Source organism: Lacinutrix sp., from assembly GCF_029238095.1.
In the GTDB taxonomy this organism is placed as follows: domain Bacteria; phylum Bacteroidota; class Bacteroidia; order Flavobacteriales; family Flavobacteriaceae; genus Lacinutrix.
The window spans coordinates 1-18,065 of the sequence record NZ_JAQWGS010000010.1; the positions used below are offsets into that span (position 1 = coordinate 1).

Consider the following 18,065-nt stretch of genomic DNA (forward strand, 5'->3'; position numbering starts at 1 on the left):
TGTTGCTGGTGTTAAGCCCATTGCAACATGAGGATTATTTGTTGATGTTGGAGTTCCTGAACCTGTTGGCAAACCTGTGCCTTGAGGCTGTATAGCTATTTCCCAAGCTGTTTCTGTTCCACCTGCTGTCCATGATAAATTAGCGGTTGTAGCTGTAGTACTTACTACATTTGCATTATTAGGTTCTGGACATGTAACTTCAAAAACATTTATGTCATCAAAAGCAACACCTTCATCTTGCACTGATCCATCTGAACCAAAAATAAAACGCAATAATACGTTTGATTGACCAGCTAAACCATCAAGTGAGTGACTTGCTAACACCCAACCGTTTGAACCAGTTCCATTACGACCTGTCCAACCTTCTTGTTGTCCTGCTGGAAGACCGTTTATTGTGCCATCCGTATACCAGTTTCCTGTATCTCCTAGCATTCCTACAGTTATCCATGTTGTTCCTCCGTCTATTGAAGATTGTAGCGCAGTTCCATCCCAACTAAATTCTGATTCCCACCAAAGGCTAAAAGAAATTGCTGGTGCAGCTAAAGCTGAAAAATCAAAAATAGGACTAGTAACAGTTGATGAATCATTATTGTTATAATTTCCTGTTAAATTTGTTGCCCATGAATTAACTCCTGAGGCAGCACTGTTAATAACAGCTCCTGTTGGTGTACCAAGAGCCCAAGTACCATTGTTGGTATTATCTTCTATCCAGCCACCTGCTCCGGCTTCAAAATTTTCAGTGTAAGGATATACAGTAATTTGCGCATTGATATTTTGGCTTATAAATAAAGTCACAATTATCAAAAAAAGTGTAATTTTTTTCATCTTCGCTATTTTCAATTAGTTTTAAAAAGTTTCCTAAGCTAAAAAAAATAACATTCCTATTATCACTAAGTTTGTGTTTATAGATTAAATACGCTTTTTATCGATTAAATGCGCTTTAAATAAAATTGTTCGGTTTTTATATTATGGAGCCGGATTTGGTATTACGTTATGGATTTTATTAATAGCATTTAAAACCTCATCGCTTAACTCTAAATCGATACTGCTAATATTTTCTTTTAACTGCTCTAGGTTTGTAGCTCCAATTATGTTACTCGTAACAAACTCTCTTTGATTAACAAAGGCCAAAGCCATTTGTGCTAAAGACATATTATTGTCTTCGGCTAATTCTAAGTATTGTTTAGTAGCATTTGTTGCTTGGTTACTGCTATATCTTGCAAATCTTGGAAATAACTTTAATCTTGAATCTTCTGCAGCAGTGTTTTTAATATATTTTCCAGAAAGCACTCCAAAAGCCATTGGTGAGTAGACTAATAATCCAATATTTTCTCTCATGGATATTTCAGCCATATCACCTTCATAAACACGGTTTATTAATGAGTATGCATTTTGAATTGTTATTGGTCTTGGTAAATTACTTTTTTTAGATTCTTCGATATAGCGCATAGTTCCCCAAGCTTTTTCGTTAGATAAACCTATATTACGTACTTTGCCTACTTTAATAACTTCATCTAAACTCTCTAAAACTTCTTTAAAATTATCTTGCCAAGCATCATTAGGACTATGTTGATAATCTCTTACTCCAAAAGTATTTGTATTTCTCTCAGGCCAATGCAATTGAAATAAATCTATATAGTCTGTTTGCAGTCTATTTAATTCGTTATCTACAGCATCTTTTATGCTTTGTTTGCTAAAACCTGTGGTTCTAATATGAGCTGTATAATCTCCAGGTCCTGCAATTTTAGAGGCTAGAATTACTTTATCTCTATTTCCAGATTTTTTTAACCAAGTTCCAATAATTTTGCTTGTTTTTCCTTGTTTTTCTGCTGTTGCGGGAACAGGATACAACTCTGCTGTATCTATAAAATTTACGCCTTGATCTAAGGCATAATCTAGTTGTAAGTGGCCTTCGGTTTCAGTATTTTGGTTTCCCCAAGTCATGGAGCCTAAACATATTTTACTAACTTTTATATCTGTATTTGGTAGTTTTGTGTATTTCATAATAAAGTAAAACTTTTAATTTTTTATAAATATAAAAAGACCTTTCTGCTTTTGGTAAGTAGAAAGGTCTAAATATTTGTTAATTATTGATGGTTTAAATATCGTTTAATAGTTTAGAAATCTCATCTAACTTTGGTGTTAATATGACTTCTATTCTTCGGTTTTTTGCTTTTCCTTCAGTAGAGTCATTATCTGCTATTGGTGCAAATTCTCCACGTCCAGCTGCAGTAAGGTTTTCAGGATTAATACTTTCGTTCTCTTGTAAAATCTCCACTATTGCAGTTGCTCTTTTAGTAGATAAATCCCAATTTCCTTTAACTTGTCCTGAACCTGTATAAGGTGCATTGTCTGTATGACCTTCTATTAAAACTGCTATTTCTGGGTTATCACCTAAAACAGTTCCTAGTTGTTTTACAGCTTTTTTTCCTTCTACTCCTACAGCCCAACTACCTGAATTAAACAATAGCTTATTTTCCATAGATACATATACTTTGCCATTACGTTGCTCTATAGTTAAACCTTTACCTTCAAAATCTGTTAACGCATTTGAAATTGCATTTTTTAAATTTGTCATTGCTGCATCTTTTGCTGCAATAACACTTTCTAGCTCTGCAACTCTATTTGATCTTGCTTCTAGTTCTTTCTTTAGTTTCTCTAATCTTTCATTTTCTGAAGCCAAGGCTTGTTCTTTTGCTTCTAATTGAGCCAACAACTCTCTATTCTTTTTTGAATTGGCTGCAATTGCCGAAGAACTATTTGCTTCTAGAGCATTGTAAGATGTTTTAAGGTTGTCGTGTTCTTTTACCAAAGCTTTATATTCTGCTTCCCAATTATTTCTATCAGCTATTGCATTATCATAATCTTCTTTGGTAGTATTGTATTGGTTTTCTGCTATATTTTTCGCCTTTAATAAAGCATCATATTCATTTTGCAGACTTCTGTTTTCTTTTTTTAATGCTGCATATTTATCTTCTAAGTTTTTATATACTTTAGGTGAGACACACGATGTAACAAACACTAATAATAAGGCAATGATTGTGAATTTGTTTTTCATTTTTATTCTTTTTAATTTTCTAATTCAAGAAGTATAGGACAATGGTCACTATGTTTTGCTTCTGTAAGTATAACGGCTCGTTTTATTTTTTCTTGTAATGGTTTTGTTACCATAGCATAATCTAAACGCCATCCTTTATTATTGGCTCTTGCATTTGCTCTATAACTCCACCAACTATACTCTACTTTTTCTGGGTTTAAATAGCGAAAGCTGTCTGTAAGACCACTTTCTATAAAATTACCAATCCACTCTCTTTCTACAGGAAGGAAACCCGAAACATTTTTCATTTTTGGATTATGAATATCTATCGCTTCATGACAAATATTATAATCTCCACAAACCACTAAATTAGGAATAGTTATTCTTAATGCATTTATATAATCTTGAATTTCTGCCATGTAATTTAGTTTAAATTCAAGTCTATCCATATTTGTTCCAGAAGGCAAGTACATGCTCATTACAGAAACACCATTATAATCTGCACGAATATTTCGCCCTTCAAAATCCATGGTTTCTATTCCTGTACCATATTCTATATGGTTTGGCTCTATTTTACTTAAAATGGCAACACCACTGTAGCCTTTTTTTTGTGCGCTATACCAATAGCTATATTTATAACCAGCATCTTCAAAAAGCGATAAGTCTAATTGGTCTTCCATTGCCTTAATTTCCTGTAGACACACTACATCTGCATTTGTACTCACTAACCATTCTATAAACCCTTTTTTAAGTGCTGCACGTATTCCGTTAACGTTATAAGAGATAATTTTCATGTGTCTTATTTTTATTCTGTAATTGTTATTTCTGCTAAAATAAATAATGCGTTACTTTTACAACATTAATTAACGTTGAAATTAAACACAAACTATTAACAAAATAATTCGTTCTGTTTTTAGTTAAACTACTATATGAAGTTTACTGTTACTCTTTTTATCTTTTTCTTCGGAATTGCTATTGCGTTCTCTCAAGATCGTAGTACAAATTTGAAACAAAAAACAGTAGCAGTAACTAAAACCGTTACAATAGATAGCGTAAGTATAAATCCTAACTTTTTCTCCATAACACTTAAAGATTCAACATTAATTGATAGTACTTATTATTCTGTAGATTTCTCTAAGTCTCTTTTAACTTTTAATAAACCTGTAGAAGCAGACTCTCTTGTTATTAACTACCTTAAATATCCAGAATATCTTACTAGAACCTATCAGCAATTTGATGAAGCTATTATTGTTGAAAATAATGAGAAAGCAAATAAACTTTATAAAATTAAACAATCTAATACTGATAATATTTTTACACCTTTTGATGGCTTAACTACAAGCGGAAGTATTTCTAGAGGAGTAACTATTGGTAACAACCAAAACTCGGTATTAAATAGTGAATTAGACCTTCAAATTACAGGGAAGTTAAACGATAATGTTTCGCTTCGTGCATCTATTCAAGATGCAAATATTCCCTTACAAGAAAGTGGCTATTCTCAACGTTTAGATGAGTTTGATCAAGTTTTTGTAGAAATTTTTAGTGACAAATGGAATATAAGAGCTGGTGATGTTGACCTAGAAAACAAGAACTCTTACTTTGCAGAATATTCTAAACGTGTACAAGGACTCTCATTAAAAGCCAGACTGGGAGATGACGATGCTCAAACCAATCTTTTTGCAGCTGGCGCATTAGTACGTGGACAATTTACAACCAGTCAATTTACAGCTCAAGAAGGCAATCAAGGACCATACAAACTACAAGGACAAAATGGCGAATTATTTGTGCTTATTGTCTCTGGAAGTGAAACCGTTTATGTAAATGGAATTATAGCCGAACGTGGTGAAAATGAAGATTATATAATAGATTACAACGCTGGAGAACTAATTTTTAACTCTACATTTCCCATCACTAGCGAAATGCGAATTACTGTAGACTATCAATTTAGCGATAGAAATTATTCGCGTTTGGTAGCTTATGCAGGTGGAAACTTCGAATCTGAAAAATTTAAAATTGGTGCTTCGGTATATTCAGAAAACGATGCAAAAAACAATCCGTTACAGCAAAATTTATCTGCACAACAAGTTGAAATTCTTGGAACAGCTGGTGACGATAGATCACAAATGGTAGCACTTTCTAGTGTAGAAGAAGCCTTTAACGAAAACCGAATTCTTTATAAAAAAGAAAATATTAATGGAGTAGAAGCTTTTGTTTTCTCTAATAATCCAGACGATACGCTGTTTAGCGTTCGCTTTACAAATGTTGGCGACAATCAAGGTAATTACGTTATAAGCAGTATTAATGCCATAAACACAATTTACGAATATATTGAACCTATTATAGGTGAGCCACAAGGAAATTTTGAACCTATTGTACAATTAGTTGCTCCAGTAAAATTACAAATTGCAGTGGTTAATGGAAGTTATACACCATCAGAAAAAACCACCATTACTTTTGAAGCTGCTGGTAGTAAAAACGATTTGAATTTATTTTCTAGTATAGACGATAATGATAATAATGGTTTTGCAGCAAAACTTAATATTAAGCATTCTATTATAAAAAAAGATAGTTTGTGGAATTTAGATGCCTTTGTAGATACAGACTTTATTCAACAGGAATTTAGAAATATTCAAGGTTTATATAATCCAGAATTTAATAGAGACTGGAATATTAATGCCACAACTACTACTGGCTTAAATTCTAACTTTGGAGATCAGGTTTTATTTTCTGCGGGAACTAGGGCTTTTCATAATAAAAAAGGTACTGCTAATTATTTATTTGAACATCTAGGTTTATCAAATAACTTTAGTGGTAATAAACATACCGTTAATGCTAGATTATTTTTAAACGAAAAACTAGCGCTTACCACAAATACAAGTCTTTTAAATAGTAATGCTACAGAAAATACTTCAACTTTTCTTCGCACATATAATGAAGCGCGTTACAATTTTAAAAAGAGTTGGGTAGGTACAAGACTCTCTGCCGAAAATAACGAACAAAAAGATGTCGCTACAGATAATTTTACCCAATTAAGTCAGCGTTTTAAAGCTTACGAAATTTTTACAGGCGTTGGAGATAGTACTGGTGTTTTTGCAGAAATTGGCTATAAATATAGAGTAAATGATAGTTTGCGAAACAACAACTTACAACGTGTAAACACATCTAACACCTATTATTTAAACTCTAGAATTATTAAAAACGAACGTACAAACCTTTCTTTATTTGCTAATTACAGAACTTTAAAAAACACAGACGAAAACAGTGACGACGAACAATCTCTAAACTCGAGATTATTATATAATCAGCAATTTTTTGAGAATATTGTGAATTGGAATACCGTTTTCGAGACCAATTCTGGCACATTGGCACAGCAAGACTTTACATATGTAGAAGTTGAGCCAGGTCAAGGCGCTTATACTTGGATAGATTATAATGGCAACGGTATTCAAGAATTAGAAGAATTTGAAATTGCTCAATTTCAAGATCAAGGACAGTATATTAGAGTATTACTGCCCAATCAAATTTTTATAAAAACACATCAAAATAGATTAAGTCAATCGGTAACATTAAATCCTTCAAGCTGGATTAATGAAGACAGCAAAAGCAAAAAATTCTGGTCTCATTTTTACAACCAAAGCAGTTATTTAATAGACCGTAAAATTAAACGCGAAGGCAATGCTTTTAACATCAATCCGTTTGAAAACAATGAAGACAACCAATTAGGCCTACAACTTAATTTTAGAAATGTATTGTTCTATAATCGCGGAAAACAAAATTACACAACCTCTTATACTTACTTAAGCAACCAAACTAGAAATGTATTAAGCGTTGGTTTTATTGCTAATAGTTTACGTAGTCATCAATTAAATTTTAACCATAAGTTTGCAACAAGTTGGCTTATTAATATATTAACAGGTTTAGATAAAAATGAAAGTGAAAGTGAAAATTTTGTTACTAAAAATTTTAAAATAAACGAAGAACGCTTTAACCCAAAATTATCTTATTTACTAAGCGATAATATTCGTTTTGATGTATTCTACCAATACACAAATAAAGAAAACACCATAGGAGACCTAGAGACTTTAAACCAACAAAAATACGGCTTGTCTTTTGCCTTTACAAAAAACATAAAATCTGCCATTTCTGGCGAGTTTAACATCTTCTCAAATACCTTTACAGGTAATGCAAATTCACCTGTAGGTTATCAAATGCTTGAAGGTTTACAATCTGGTAAAAACTTAACATGGAGTGTTTTAGCCCAACAAAAAATAACTAAGTTTTTAGATTTAAATCTTACGTATTTTGGACGTAAAACCGAAACCAGTAAGACCATTCATACTGGAAACGTACAGTTAAAGGCCTATTTTTAAACAGCCTATGTAACTTTTATCACACTCAATTAAAATAAATTTTATACTTTCGCTTTAATATGAGTAAACTGCTAGCAGTCACCTATTCCTTTTTGATTCTTATACAAAGTTTCAATATAAACTTAGAAGATATTTCTAAGTTTAGTGCTTTGTTAGAACATGCTAGTTTCCATAAAGAAATGTATGGAGATACGTGTTAGTTTTAATGTCATTGTTCATAAAAATATAGCAATTTTTATTCTGTGAATAACAATTTAAAACAAAAAATAAAACAATAAAATTTAGAATAGGTTTCATAGATAGATAAAATTAGTCATTCAAAGATTAAAAAACTATTGTATTATTAAAAGTAGTAATGAGTGAACACTACTTTTTAATGAGTGACAACAAAAAAAGCTCGATTATACTATAATCGAGCGTTTTTTTAGGATTCCTTTTTTTAATGAATTTATGGTTATTTCATTTTCATTAACCACGTTTTTACATCCACTTCTTTTTTAATAATACTTCTTAAATCTTCAATTTTAACACGCGTTTGTTCCATAGTATCTCTGTGTCTTATGGTTACTGTGTTATCTTCTAAGGTGTCGTGATCTACCGTTATACAAAATGGTGTTCCATTGGCATCTTGCCTTCTGTAACGTCTTCCTACTGCATCTTTCTCGTCGTAAGCAATATTAAAATCCCATTTTAAATCGTCTACAATTTGTTGTGCTACTTCTGGTAAACCATCCTTTTTTACTAGTGGTAAAACGGCTGCTTTAAATGGTGCTAAAACGGCTGGTAATTTTAAAACGGTTCTTGTAGTGTTATTATCTAGCTCTTCGTCTTCTAGCGCGTTAGAAAATACTGCTAAAAACATACGATCTAAACCAATAGAGGTTTCTAAAACATAAGGTGTGTAATTTGCATTGTCTTCATGATCGAAGTATTGCAATTTCTTACCAGAATGCTCTTCGTGTGCTTTTAAATCGAAATCTGTTCGCGAATGTATACCTTCTAGTTCTTTAAATCCGAAAGGGAATTTAAATTCTATATCTGTAGCTGCATCTGCATAATGTGCTAATTTCTCGTGATCGTGAAAACGATAATTATCTTCGCCTAAACCTAGAGAATTATGCCATTTCATTCGGGTTTCTTTCCAATATTCAAACCATTCTTTTTGGGTGCCTGGTTTAATAAAAAATTGCATTTCCATTTGCTCAAACTCACGCATTCTAAAAATAAATTGTCTGGCAACAATTTCGTTTCTAAACGCTTTTCCTGTTTGTGCAATACCAAAAGGAATTTTCATGCGTCCCGTTTTCTGTACGTTTAAAAAGTTTACAAAAATACCTTGTGCTGTTTCTGGTCTTAAATATAAGTCCATGGCAGTTTCTGCACTTGCACCTAATTTAGTGCCAAACATTAAATTAAATTGTTTAACGTCTGTCCAGTTGCGACTTCCTGTTAATGGGTCTGCAATTTCTAATTCTTCAATTAGTGCTTTTACATCTGCTAAATCTTCAGCCTCAAGAGATTTTCCTAGACGTTTTAAAATACCATCTATTTTTTCTTGATAACCTAATACTCTTCCGTTTGTGGCTAAAAACTCTTCTTTATTAAAAGCGTCTCCATAGCGTTTTTCGGCTTTTTTAACTTCTTTTTCTATTTTGGTTTCTATTTTAGCACAATACTCTTCAACTAAAACATCTGCTCTGTAGCGTTTTTTAGAATCTTTATTATCTATTAATGGATCGCTAAAAGCATCTACGTGACCAGAAGCTTTCCATGTTTTTGGATGCATAAAAATTGCTGCGTCTATACCAACAATATTATCATGCATTTGCACCATGGCTTTCCACCAATAATCGCGAATGTTCTTTTTTAATTCTACGCCATTTTGTGCGTAATCGTAGACTGCGCTTAGTCCATCGTAAATTTCACTACTCTGGAATACGTAACCATATTCTTTAGCGTGAGAAATTACTTTTTTAAATTTATCGTCTTGATTTGCCATAGCTGCAAAAGTATAAAACCGCTGCAAATTTTAAACGTTTTCTGTTAAAATATTGCACTATTTTTTATTTACTCAATTCTGCAGATAATTTGCACATAAATTGTAATTGTATTAAATTTTACAACTCATTATCAAATTGTTAGTGTATTTTAGTGTCAACACATACACACTATTTATTATACATGTTTAAAGCGCTTTTAAATATCTTTTTTCCAGAGGTTTGTTTAACGTGTCAATTACAACTTATTGATAACGAAAAATACTTGTGTACTGCTTGTAGACATAAGCTTCCGTTAACCAATTACCATTTAGATAATAATAATTTTTTGTCTAAACTTTTTTACGGAAGAGCAAAAATTGAAACTGGTACAGCCTTGCTACATTTTGAAAAAAAAGGCATTACACAACAATTAATGCACCAATTAAAATACAGAGAACACCAACAAATTGGTACTTTTTTAGGTGTTTGGCTAGGTAAAGAATTAAAACAGTGTGAAGCATATTCTAACGTAGATCTTGTAATTCCTGTACCATTACATAAAAAGAAACTTAGAAGTAGAGGTTATAATCAAGTCTCTAAATTTGCACTAGAAATAGCAAATGCGCTTGGAGCAGATTATGAAGAGGATGTTTTAATAAAAGTAACAAATACAGCCTCTCAAGTTACTAAAAACAGATTTGCAAGATGGACAGGTAAAGACGATTTATTTGCTCTAAATATGGCTGAAAAAATTTCTGGTAAGCATATTCTTTTGGTAGATGATATTATTACCACTGGAGCGACTTTAGAAGCTTGCATTCAAGAATTAAATAAAGCAGAAAACATAAAAATTAGTATTGCAACTATGGCAATTGCTTAATTTATAATATAGTATTACTTATCGCTGTGTTAAATTCTTTATAAATAGACTGTTTAATACACTACTATTTGTGTTACTTTACAAATATGTTGTTATTTTGCGAACAATTAATTAGTAGCATGAAAAACAGGTTTCACAATACTTTATTTTTTATTTCTATAGCACTTATTATTGCAAGCTGTGCTAATAGAGGCTCGCCTAGTGGTGGAGAAAAAGATATTTTACCTCCAGTAATACTAAAATCTGTTCCTGAGAATTATAGCACTAATTTTAAAGGAAATGAAATTAGAATTTACTTTGATGAGTATGTAAAAACCAAAAATTTAAGTAGGCAATTGGTTATTTCTCCTCCCATGAATACGCAACCAAATATTACACCTTTAGGTTCTGCTAGTAAATATATTACCATTAAAATTTTCGACACACTCCAACCTAACACAACTTACGCCTTTAACTTTGGCAATAGTATTGTGGATAACAACGAAGAAAATCCGTTTAAATATTACAGGTATGTATTCTCAACTGGCGATTTTATAGATTCTCTTGCTGTAAAAGGAAATATTAAAGATGCTTTAAAATTTGATGTAGACGATTTTGTTTCGGTTGGCCTGTATGAATTAGATTCTACTTATACAGATTCCTTAATCTATAAAACACAACCCAATTATATTACCAATACCTTAGATAGCACTACAAATTTTACAATAGAAAACGTTAAAGCTGGAAAATATATGCTGCGTGCTTTAAAGGATAACAATAGTGATAATAAGTTTCAGCAAAAGACAGAAAAAATAGCATTTTATGAAACTCCTATTACCTTACCTCAAGACACCTCTAAAACTTTTGAGCTTCAGTTATTTGCAGAAGAAGTAAATTATAGAACTGTAAAACCTAGTTTAGTTGCAGGTGAGAAAATTATTTTTGGATACGAAGGTGATTACAAAAACACCAAAATAGAATTACTTTCTAAAGTAACAGATAGCTTTAAAGGACGCTATTATAAAAATGAAAAAACCGATTCGCTTTTCTATTACTATAATCCACGATTAAAGGTTGATTCGCTTATATTTAAAGTCTCCAATCGAAAGGTCATAGATACTTTTACAGTAAGAATAAAAGACAAAGAACGTGATTCTCTTGTAGTTAATTCTAGCCCTAAAGGAACTATTGGTATTGAAAAAGACCTTTACGTTTCTGCAAATATACCATTTGAAAGTATAGACGAAACCAAAATATCTATTAGAGATAAAGACTCTAGTATAGTCGCTTTTAAAACAGAATATGATAGTTTAAAGAATAGCTATGCTCTAAAATTTAAAAAAGCACAAGACAATAAATATAAAATACAACTGCTTCCAAATGCTCTAACAGATTTGTTTGAAAATACAAACGACACATTAAATTACAGCCTTAACACGCAAACAGAATACCAGTTTTTTAATTCAAGAATTATTCTTGAAAACGCAAAATATCCAGTAATTGTTCAGCTTACAGATTCTAAATTTGAAGTCATGGCAGAACAATACATTACTGAAGCTCAGCCAATAGATTTTAGATTTTTAGAGCCAAAAAAATTCTATTTACGTGTGATTTACGATAGTAATAAAAACGGAAAATACGATACTGGTGATTACTTAAAAGGTATCCAACCAGAACGTGTAAGTTACCATCCAGATATTATAGAAGGTACTGCTGGATTCGATGAAGTGACTACGCTTAAACTGTTAGATTAAAAGAATCTCTATCGTTTAAAAAGCCTAAATGTCTTCGGTTTATCTCTATATGAGATTTACTTAACGTTATCATTTCTATAGTTTCTTTGTTGCTGTTCTCTCTAGTTAATTTTTTGCCTAAAACATCGTACACTGCAGAATGTCCTGGATACTCATAATTATTTGCATCTAATCCTACTCTATTTACACCAATACAATAACTCATGTTTTCTATTGCTCTAGCTTTTAGCAAAGTGTCCCAAGCTGTAATTCTGGGTTTTGGCCAATTGGCAACGTATAACAAAACATCGTAATTATCTGTGTTTCTAGCCCAAACAGGAAAACGAAGATCGTAGCATATTTGTGGACAAATTCTCCAGCCTTTATACTCTATAATCACTCTTTCTGTTCCTGAAGTATAAACTTTGTCTTCTCCTGCTAAAGAAAATCCGTGCCTTTTGTTATACTGTATTATTTTTCCTTTTGGTTCAACAAATAATAAACGGTTATAATAATTATTATCCTCCTCTATTACAAGGCTACCAACAATTGCTGTTTGCTTCTGTTTTGCCATGTCTAGCATCCAGTGTACTGTTTCACCTTCCATACGTTCTGCTGCTGTTTGGGCGTTCATAGTAAAACCAGAAGTAAACATTTCTGGAAGTATAATTACATCTACAGCTTCAGTAATTTGTTCAAGCTTACTAGCAAAATTTAATCTATTTTGCAGAGGATTTTCCCAAACTAAATGAGATTGAATAATAGCTATTTTTAATTCCTCTTGCATATTATAGTTTTCTTAAACGTTTTTCAGCTTTTGCAATATTACCTTTAAGTTTTGAGAATTTTTTCTCCCATTTAGTATGATCATCAATAGATAATTTCCCTTTTCTTTATAGCTTTTCAAATTTTTTGTTTTGAGATACGTACTTTGCTTTAGCCTTTTTTAAATTCTGCTCTGCAGATTTTAATTTCTTTTCAGCCTTTTCTTTCTTTTTTAGTTCTTTTTCTGCTTGTTTTTGCTTCTTTTCAGCCTTTTTTTGAGATTTTTGGGCTTTTTTAAGCACTTTCTCTTGTTTTTTGCTTGCTTTTCTTCTTTCTTTATTGCTGCTGCTTCACTATCTAAAGTGTCTTGAATACGTTTGGCTTCTGCAAACATATCTTCTTTTTCCTTTTCAGTAAATGACTCAGTTACATCATCACCATTTACAAGGATTCTATTTTCTTTAACTTCATAAGTTCTTCCATTGTTTAATACTTTTTGTGAGAATGCAAAAGTTGAAACAAAAAATAATATTAATAATAAAAGTGGTTTTATTGTTTTCATTCTATATCTAATTTCAAAGTTATAATCGGTTCAATATAATAATTTAAATCCTATTTAAAATTGCTGCAGCTTGTTTAATTGTATCATCGGTTTTTGCGAAACAAAAACGTAACACTTTATCATCTTTATTATTATCGTTAAAAAACGATAATGGTATAGATGCTATTCCATGTTCTATTGTTAATCGCTTGGCAAAGTCAACATCATTCTCTTGAGTGATTTCAGAAAAATCTAACACTTGAAAATAAGTACCTTTTGAAGGTTTAAAATTAAAACGCGAGTCTTTAATTAAACCTAAAAACAAATCTCTTTTCTCTTGGTAAAATGGAGATAATTCTAAATAGTATTTCGGTTCATTTAAATACTCTGCTAGTGCTTTTTGCGTTGGACTATTTACGCTAAACACATTAAATTGGTGTACTTTTCTAAACTCTTCCATGAGATTTTTTGGTGCACAACAATAACCTACTTTCCAGCCTGTATTATGAAACGTTTTACCAAAAGATGCTGTAATAAAGCTTCTTGATTTTAAATCTGAGAACTTACAAACACTTTGGTGTTCTAAACCATCAAAAATAATATGTTCGTATACCTCATCACTTAAAACTATACAGTTAGTATTTTGTGTTAGATTTTGTAATGCTAACAAATCTGCTTCAGAAAATAATGAACCACTTGGGTTTTGTGGTGTGTTTACAATAATCATTTTTGTTTTATTAGAAAATTGGGATGCTACGCCTTCCCAATCAACTTTATAATCTGGTGCGTTTAATTGCACAGAAATGGTTTTTCCACCATTAACTGCTATTGCAGGTTCATAACAATCGTAAGCAGGACGAAAAATTATAACCTCATCATTCTGTCTAATGAAAGCAGAAATAATAGTATAAATAGCCTGTGTTGCTCCTGCAGTTATAGTAATCTCAGACTTTGGGTTATAGCTAGATTTGTATAACATATCCATTTTAGTAGCAATGGCTTCACGCAACTCCAAATTTCCTGGCATTGGTGCATATTGATTGTAACCAGAATTCATAGCTTGCGATACTAAATCAATAAGTTTTTGGTCGCTATTAAAATTTGGAAACCCTTGAGATAGGTTAATGGCATTGTGTTTATTTGCCAATGCACTCATTACAGAAAAAATGGTAGTGCCAACATTTGGAAGTTTAGATTGGTGTTTCATATTCTCTAAATATAATGAGAAATTTGGTTGATTTTAACAAAACTTAGCTCTTGATTATTTATATTTGAGACTATTCAAACAAAACAGCATTACTTATGAAATTTTTTAAATTCCTTTTACTTTTTATCACCATTAATGTGTCTGCACAACAAGGTGGAATGTGGATTCCTTCGCTTTTAGAAGGGATGAATGAAGACGAAATGACAAATCTTGGAAGTAAACTCACCGCAAAAGATATTTACGATGTTAATAATTCTAGTCTTAAAGATGCCATTGGCCACTTTAATGGTGGATGTACCAGTGAGATAATTAGTGATCAAGGTTTAATTTTAACCAATCACCACTGTGGATTTGGACAAATACAATCGCACTCTTCTTTAGAAAACGATTATCTAAAAGATGGTTTTTGGGCAAAGAATCTTGAAGATGAATTGCCAAACGAAGGATTATACATTGAGTTTATAGTGAGAATTGAAGATGTAACCACTAAGGTTTTAGCCAACGTAAACGATACAATGACTGAGAAAGAGAAGCAATCTCAAATTAGTAAAAATAGTAATGCTGTTGAAGGTTCTACTGCCAAAGAAGCTTGGCAAGACACTAAGGTTAAATCTTTTTACAATGGTAACCAATACTTTTTATTTGTAACAGAACGTTTTGAAGATATTAGATTAGTTGGTGCTCCACCAACAAGTATTGGGAAATTTGGTAGTGATACAGACAATTGGGTGTTCCCAAGGCATACAGGAGATTTTTCTATGTTTCGTATTTATGCAGATGCCAATAATAGACCTGCAAAATATAGTAAAGACAACAAACCATATAAACCAAAACACTTTTTATCAATTTCATTAGATGGTGTTGAAGAAGGCGATTTTACATTAGTTTTTGGCTTTCCAGGAACTACAAGCGAATATTTACCTGCTGTAGCAATAGAGCACATTACAAAAGAATTTAACCCTACAAATATTGCTATTCGCGAGGCTGCTTTAAAAGTTATTGATGCTAAAATGAAAGAAAGCGACGCTGTACGTATTAAATATGCTTCTAAACAAGCTCGTATCGCAAACGCTTGGAAAAAATGGATAGGCGAAAACCTTGGGATTGATAAGAGTGATGCTGTTGCAAAAAGACGTGCTTTTGAAGCTTCTTTTACTAAAGCTTTAAAAGAAAATAATTTAGAACAGAAATACGGAACTATTTTACCAGAATTTGATAGGCTTTACAAAGACTTTGCACCTACAAACATTAAACGTAGAAACTTTATTGAGGTATTCTTAGTTACTAATGAACTTATGCAAATGACCTTTAGAGCTTACCAAATGGAACAAGCGATAGCTGCTAATCCTGCAAATTTAGAAGCTGCAAAAGAGCGTTTGGTAGGCACATTAAACGGTATTCATAAAAATTACGATGTTACTGTAGATAAAGGTGTTTTTAGTAATGTGATGCCTTTTTATAATGAAAATGTAGATGTTTCTATTTACAATAAAACAGCACTTACTAATTTAGATTCTGCCTTAAAACTATTAAAAGGAGATGCAACAGAGGTTCTTAAAAAACTTAACGAAGATGCTGCATATAGTTACGCAAAACCAATGATAGAGGAGTTTTTTAATACTATAAATGCAGAGTATCAAAACAAAAACGAACCTATAACTGCTTTACAAACAAAATACATGACAGCACTTATGGAAGCCTTACCAAACGCACGTTATTTTCCAGATGCAAACAGTACACTTCGTGTAACTTATGGTCAAGTTCGTGGTTATGCACCTAGAGATGCTGTATATTATAATCCTGTAAGTTACCTTGATGGTGTTATTGAGAAATTTGTACCTGGCGATTATGAGTTTGATGTACCTAAAAAACTATTGGATTTATATGAAGCTAAGGATTATGGACAGTATGCTGATGCTAACGGAAAAGTACCTGTTTGCTTCTTAGGTACAAACCATACAACTGGTGGAAACTCTGGAAGTCCTGCTATTGATGCGCATGGAAATTTAGTTGGTTTAAACTTCGACCGTGTTTGGGAAGGCACAATGAGTGACATGAACTACGATCCGGAAATATGCAGAAACATTATGGTAGATGCACGTTATGTACTATTTATAGTAGATAAGTTTGCAGGTGCTACTCGATTGATTGATGAGATGACGTTGGTGCATCCTAAGAAGAAGTAGTGTTTTACTTCTCGATACAATTTGCTCGTGCCTCACAAATCACTCGAAGTGACAAACTTAATACTAAACTGAAACTCTTTGTCAGTTCGAGTGATGCGACCAAAGGAGCATTGTATCGAGAACCTTTTAATCTTTAAATTTCTTTTTTGAAAGATTAGGTAACTTCTCAAATTCATTATTTATTAGAGCTTCTTTCTTTGCTCTTGACCATTTTTTTATTTGTTTTTCAGAATCTATTGCATAATTTGGGTCTGTAAATTCAGCATGAAAAACCAATTTAACTGGTAGTCTTGTATAAGTGTAGCAATCTGGATATTTTCCAGTTTGGTGTTCTATTATTCTCGAGTACAATTTTGAGCTAAAACCTGTATAATAACTTTTATCGGAGCATTCGAGTATATAAACGTAGTAAGTTTTCATGCTTAAAGATAGTTAAAAAGTAAGCTTCTCGATACAATTTTCTCGTGCCTCGAAAACCACTCGAAGTGACAAACATAATATTAAACTTGAACACATTGTGAGTTCTATTGACGTGACGAAGGAGCGTTGTATCGAGAACTTCACCCAATCTTCAACTTACTTAACAGCTCCTGCTTGTACGTTCTACCAATTGGTAATCTATTTCCTGAAACATAAATTTCGTTTCCAGCAATTTTATCGACATCATTTTTATTTATAATAAACGATTTATGTATTTGAATAAAATCGGTTGTTGCTAGTTTTTCTTTCCAATTTTTAAGAGATTCTATATACGATAGCTTTTGTGTTTTGGTAACAACTGTAATATAATTTCTATTACTTTCTATAAATAAAATATCACTTACTACTATTTTATGATGCGTTTTATCGACATTTAAAAATAGTGTTTCTGTGTTATCTTGTACTCTTGTATTTGGTGCTTTATTACTACGTTTTTCTGCTTTATTAATCGCTTTTAAAAACCTATCGAAAGCAAAAGGTTTTACTAGCTGTTGTTGAATTAAGTAATATGAATATAGTCTATAGAGATGTTAGAAATCCTGTTAGAATTTCTTTTCCAAATGCTATTAAAATTGAAGCTGAAGGAAAAGGTTTGAAAAAAATTGATGATTTTGGAAATTATGAAATTGTTCCACAATCTGGAAGAACAATAGATATTACTTTAAATGCTACTATGATTGATGGTACATGATGACTGATGTAAAGTAGATTAGAATTAAAAATATAGGTAAGCTTGAAGGAACTATTAATGGGCTACTATGTACTAAATATTGTGAAGTGTTACTCAATAAAAATCAATTTAAAGAAGCTGAAATAAAAGCTAAACTAGTTGATTTTTTATTTGCTTTTAGATTTGATGTTGTTGGATTTAAAATAAAAAAACCATTAGTATCGATAGAAATAAAATT

Annotated in this window: 14 protein-coding genes and 1 pseudogene; 5 read left to right on the forward strand and 10 right to left on the reverse strand. The window is 31.7% G+C overall.

The genetic code is table 11. The features are described 5' to 3' along the window. The 4 genes and pseudogenes from P8H50_RS03080 to P8H50_RS03095 form a co-directional block, all read right to left on the reverse strand. Window positions 1-825, reverse strand: a pseudogene (locus P8H50_RS03080) (immune inhibitor A domain-containing protein); the annotation flags it as partial. A 141-nt stretch (window positions 826-966) separates the two neighbouring features. Next, window positions 967-2,004, reverse strand: coding sequence for an aldo/keto reductase (locus tag P8H50_RS03085; protein WP_300205493.1), 1,038 nt, complete (start codon window positions 2,002-2,004; stop codon window positions 967-969). Between the two features lie 94 nt (window positions 2,005-2,098). After that, window positions 2,099-3,058, reverse strand: coding sequence for an OmpA family protein (locus P8H50_RS03090; protein ID WP_300205495.1), 960 nt, complete (start codon window positions 3,056-3,058; stop codon window positions 2,099-2,101). An 11-nt stretch (window positions 3,059-3,069) separates the two neighbouring features. After that, entirely contained in the window at window positions 3,070-3,831 is a 762-nt protein-coding gene (locus tag P8H50_RS03095; protein WP_300205497.1) for an exodeoxyribonuclease III, read from the reverse strand. A 135-nt stretch (window positions 3,832-3,966) separates the two neighbouring features. Between P8H50_RS03095 and P8H50_RS03100 the strand changes: the two genes are divergently transcribed. Beyond that, window positions 3,967-7,407 carry a hypothetical protein gene (locus P8H50_RS03100; protein ID WP_300205499.1) on the forward strand — a complete coding sequence of 1,147 codons (3,441 nt, stop codon included), beginning with the start codon at window positions 3,967-3,969 and terminating at the stop codon, window positions 7,405-7,407. A gap of 454 nt (window positions 7,408-7,861) precedes the next feature. Here P8H50_RS03100 and P8H50_RS03105 read toward each other — a convergent pair whose 3' ends face one another. After that, window positions 7,862-9,406 (reverse strand): glycine--tRNA ligase, encoded by a 1,545-nt coding sequence (locus tag P8H50_RS03105; RefSeq protein ID WP_300205501.1) that lies wholly within the window; start codon window positions 9,404-9,406, stop codon window positions 7,862-7,864. Window positions 9,407-9,558: 152 nt separating this feature from the next. On the opposite strand from P8H50_RS03105, the gene P8H50_RS03110 reads away from it, so the two are divergent. Both P8H50_RS03110 and P8H50_RS03115 read left to right on the forward strand, forming a co-directional pair. Continuing rightward, the gene (locus P8H50_RS03110) at window positions 9,559-10,266 is read left to right on the forward strand and encodes a phosphoribosyltransferase family protein (protein WP_366900949.1); all 708 of its coding nucleotides are present in this window, start codon (window positions 9,559-9,561) and stop codon (window positions 10,264-10,266) included. A gap of 119 nt (window positions 10,267-10,385) precedes the next feature. Next, window positions 10,386-11,999 carry an Ig-like domain-containing protein gene (locus P8H50_RS03115; RefSeq protein ID WP_300205503.1) on the forward strand — a complete coding sequence of 538 codons (1,614 nt, stop codon included), beginning with the start codon at window positions 10,386-10,388 and terminating at the stop codon, window positions 11,997-11,999. Here the strand turns inward: P8H50_RS03115 and P8H50_RS03120 are convergent. From P8H50_RS03120 to P8H50_RS03130, 3 genes are all read right to left on the reverse strand, one after another. Continuing rightward, a complete protein-coding gene (locus tag P8H50_RS03120; protein WP_300205505.1) occupies window positions 11,983-12,765 on the reverse strand; it encodes an amidohydrolase in 783 nt (260 codons plus the stop codon). The two genes, P8H50_RS03115 and P8H50_RS03120, sit on opposite strands and share 17 nt — an antisense overlap. Window positions 12,766-12,975: 210 nt before the next feature. Then, window positions 12,976-13,305, reverse strand: a complete 330-nt coding sequence (locus tag P8H50_RS03125) for a hypothetical protein (RefSeq protein WP_300205508.1) — start codon at window positions 13,303-13,305, stop codon at window positions 12,976-12,978. 43 nt (window positions 13,306-13,348) lie between these two features. After that, window positions 13,349-14,491 (reverse strand): methionine aminotransferase, encoded by a 1,143-nt coding sequence (locus tag P8H50_RS03130; protein ID WP_300205510.1) that lies wholly within the window; start codon window positions 14,489-14,491, stop codon window positions 13,349-13,351. Window positions 14,492-14,586: 95 nt separating this feature from the next. Between P8H50_RS03130 and P8H50_RS03135 the strand changes: the two genes are divergently transcribed. After that, the gene (locus P8H50_RS03135; RefSeq protein ID WP_300205512.1) at window positions 14,587-16,677 is read left to right on the forward strand and encodes a S46 family peptidase; all 2,091 of its coding nucleotides are present in this window, start codon (window positions 14,587-14,589) and stop codon (window positions 16,675-16,677) included. 126 nt (window positions 16,678-16,803) lie between these two features. Here the strand turns inward: P8H50_RS03135 and P8H50_RS03140 are convergent, their stop codons facing one another. Together P8H50_RS03140 and P8H50_RS11035 are read right to left on the reverse strand one after the other, a co-directional pair. Beyond that, on the reverse strand, window positions 16,804-17,097 hold the full coding sequence (locus P8H50_RS03140) for a GIY-YIG nuclease family protein (protein WP_300205514.1): 294 nt from the start codon (window positions 17,095-17,097) through the stop codon (window positions 16,804-16,806). Window positions 17,098-17,237: 140 nt separating this feature from the next. Next, window positions 17,238-17,657, reverse strand: coding sequence for a LytTR family DNA-binding domain-containing protein (locus P8H50_RS11035; RefSeq protein WP_366900952.1), 420 nt, complete (start codon window positions 17,655-17,657; stop codon window positions 17,238-17,240). 8 nt (window positions 17,658-17,665) lie between these two features. Between P8H50_RS11035 and P8H50_RS03150 the strand changes: the two genes are divergently transcribed. After that, a complete protein-coding gene (locus tag P8H50_RS03150) occupies window positions 17,666-17,848 on the forward strand; it encodes a hypothetical protein (RefSeq protein ID WP_366900950.1) in 183 nt (60 codons plus the stop codon). Window positions 17,849-18,065: the final 217 nt, after the last annotated feature.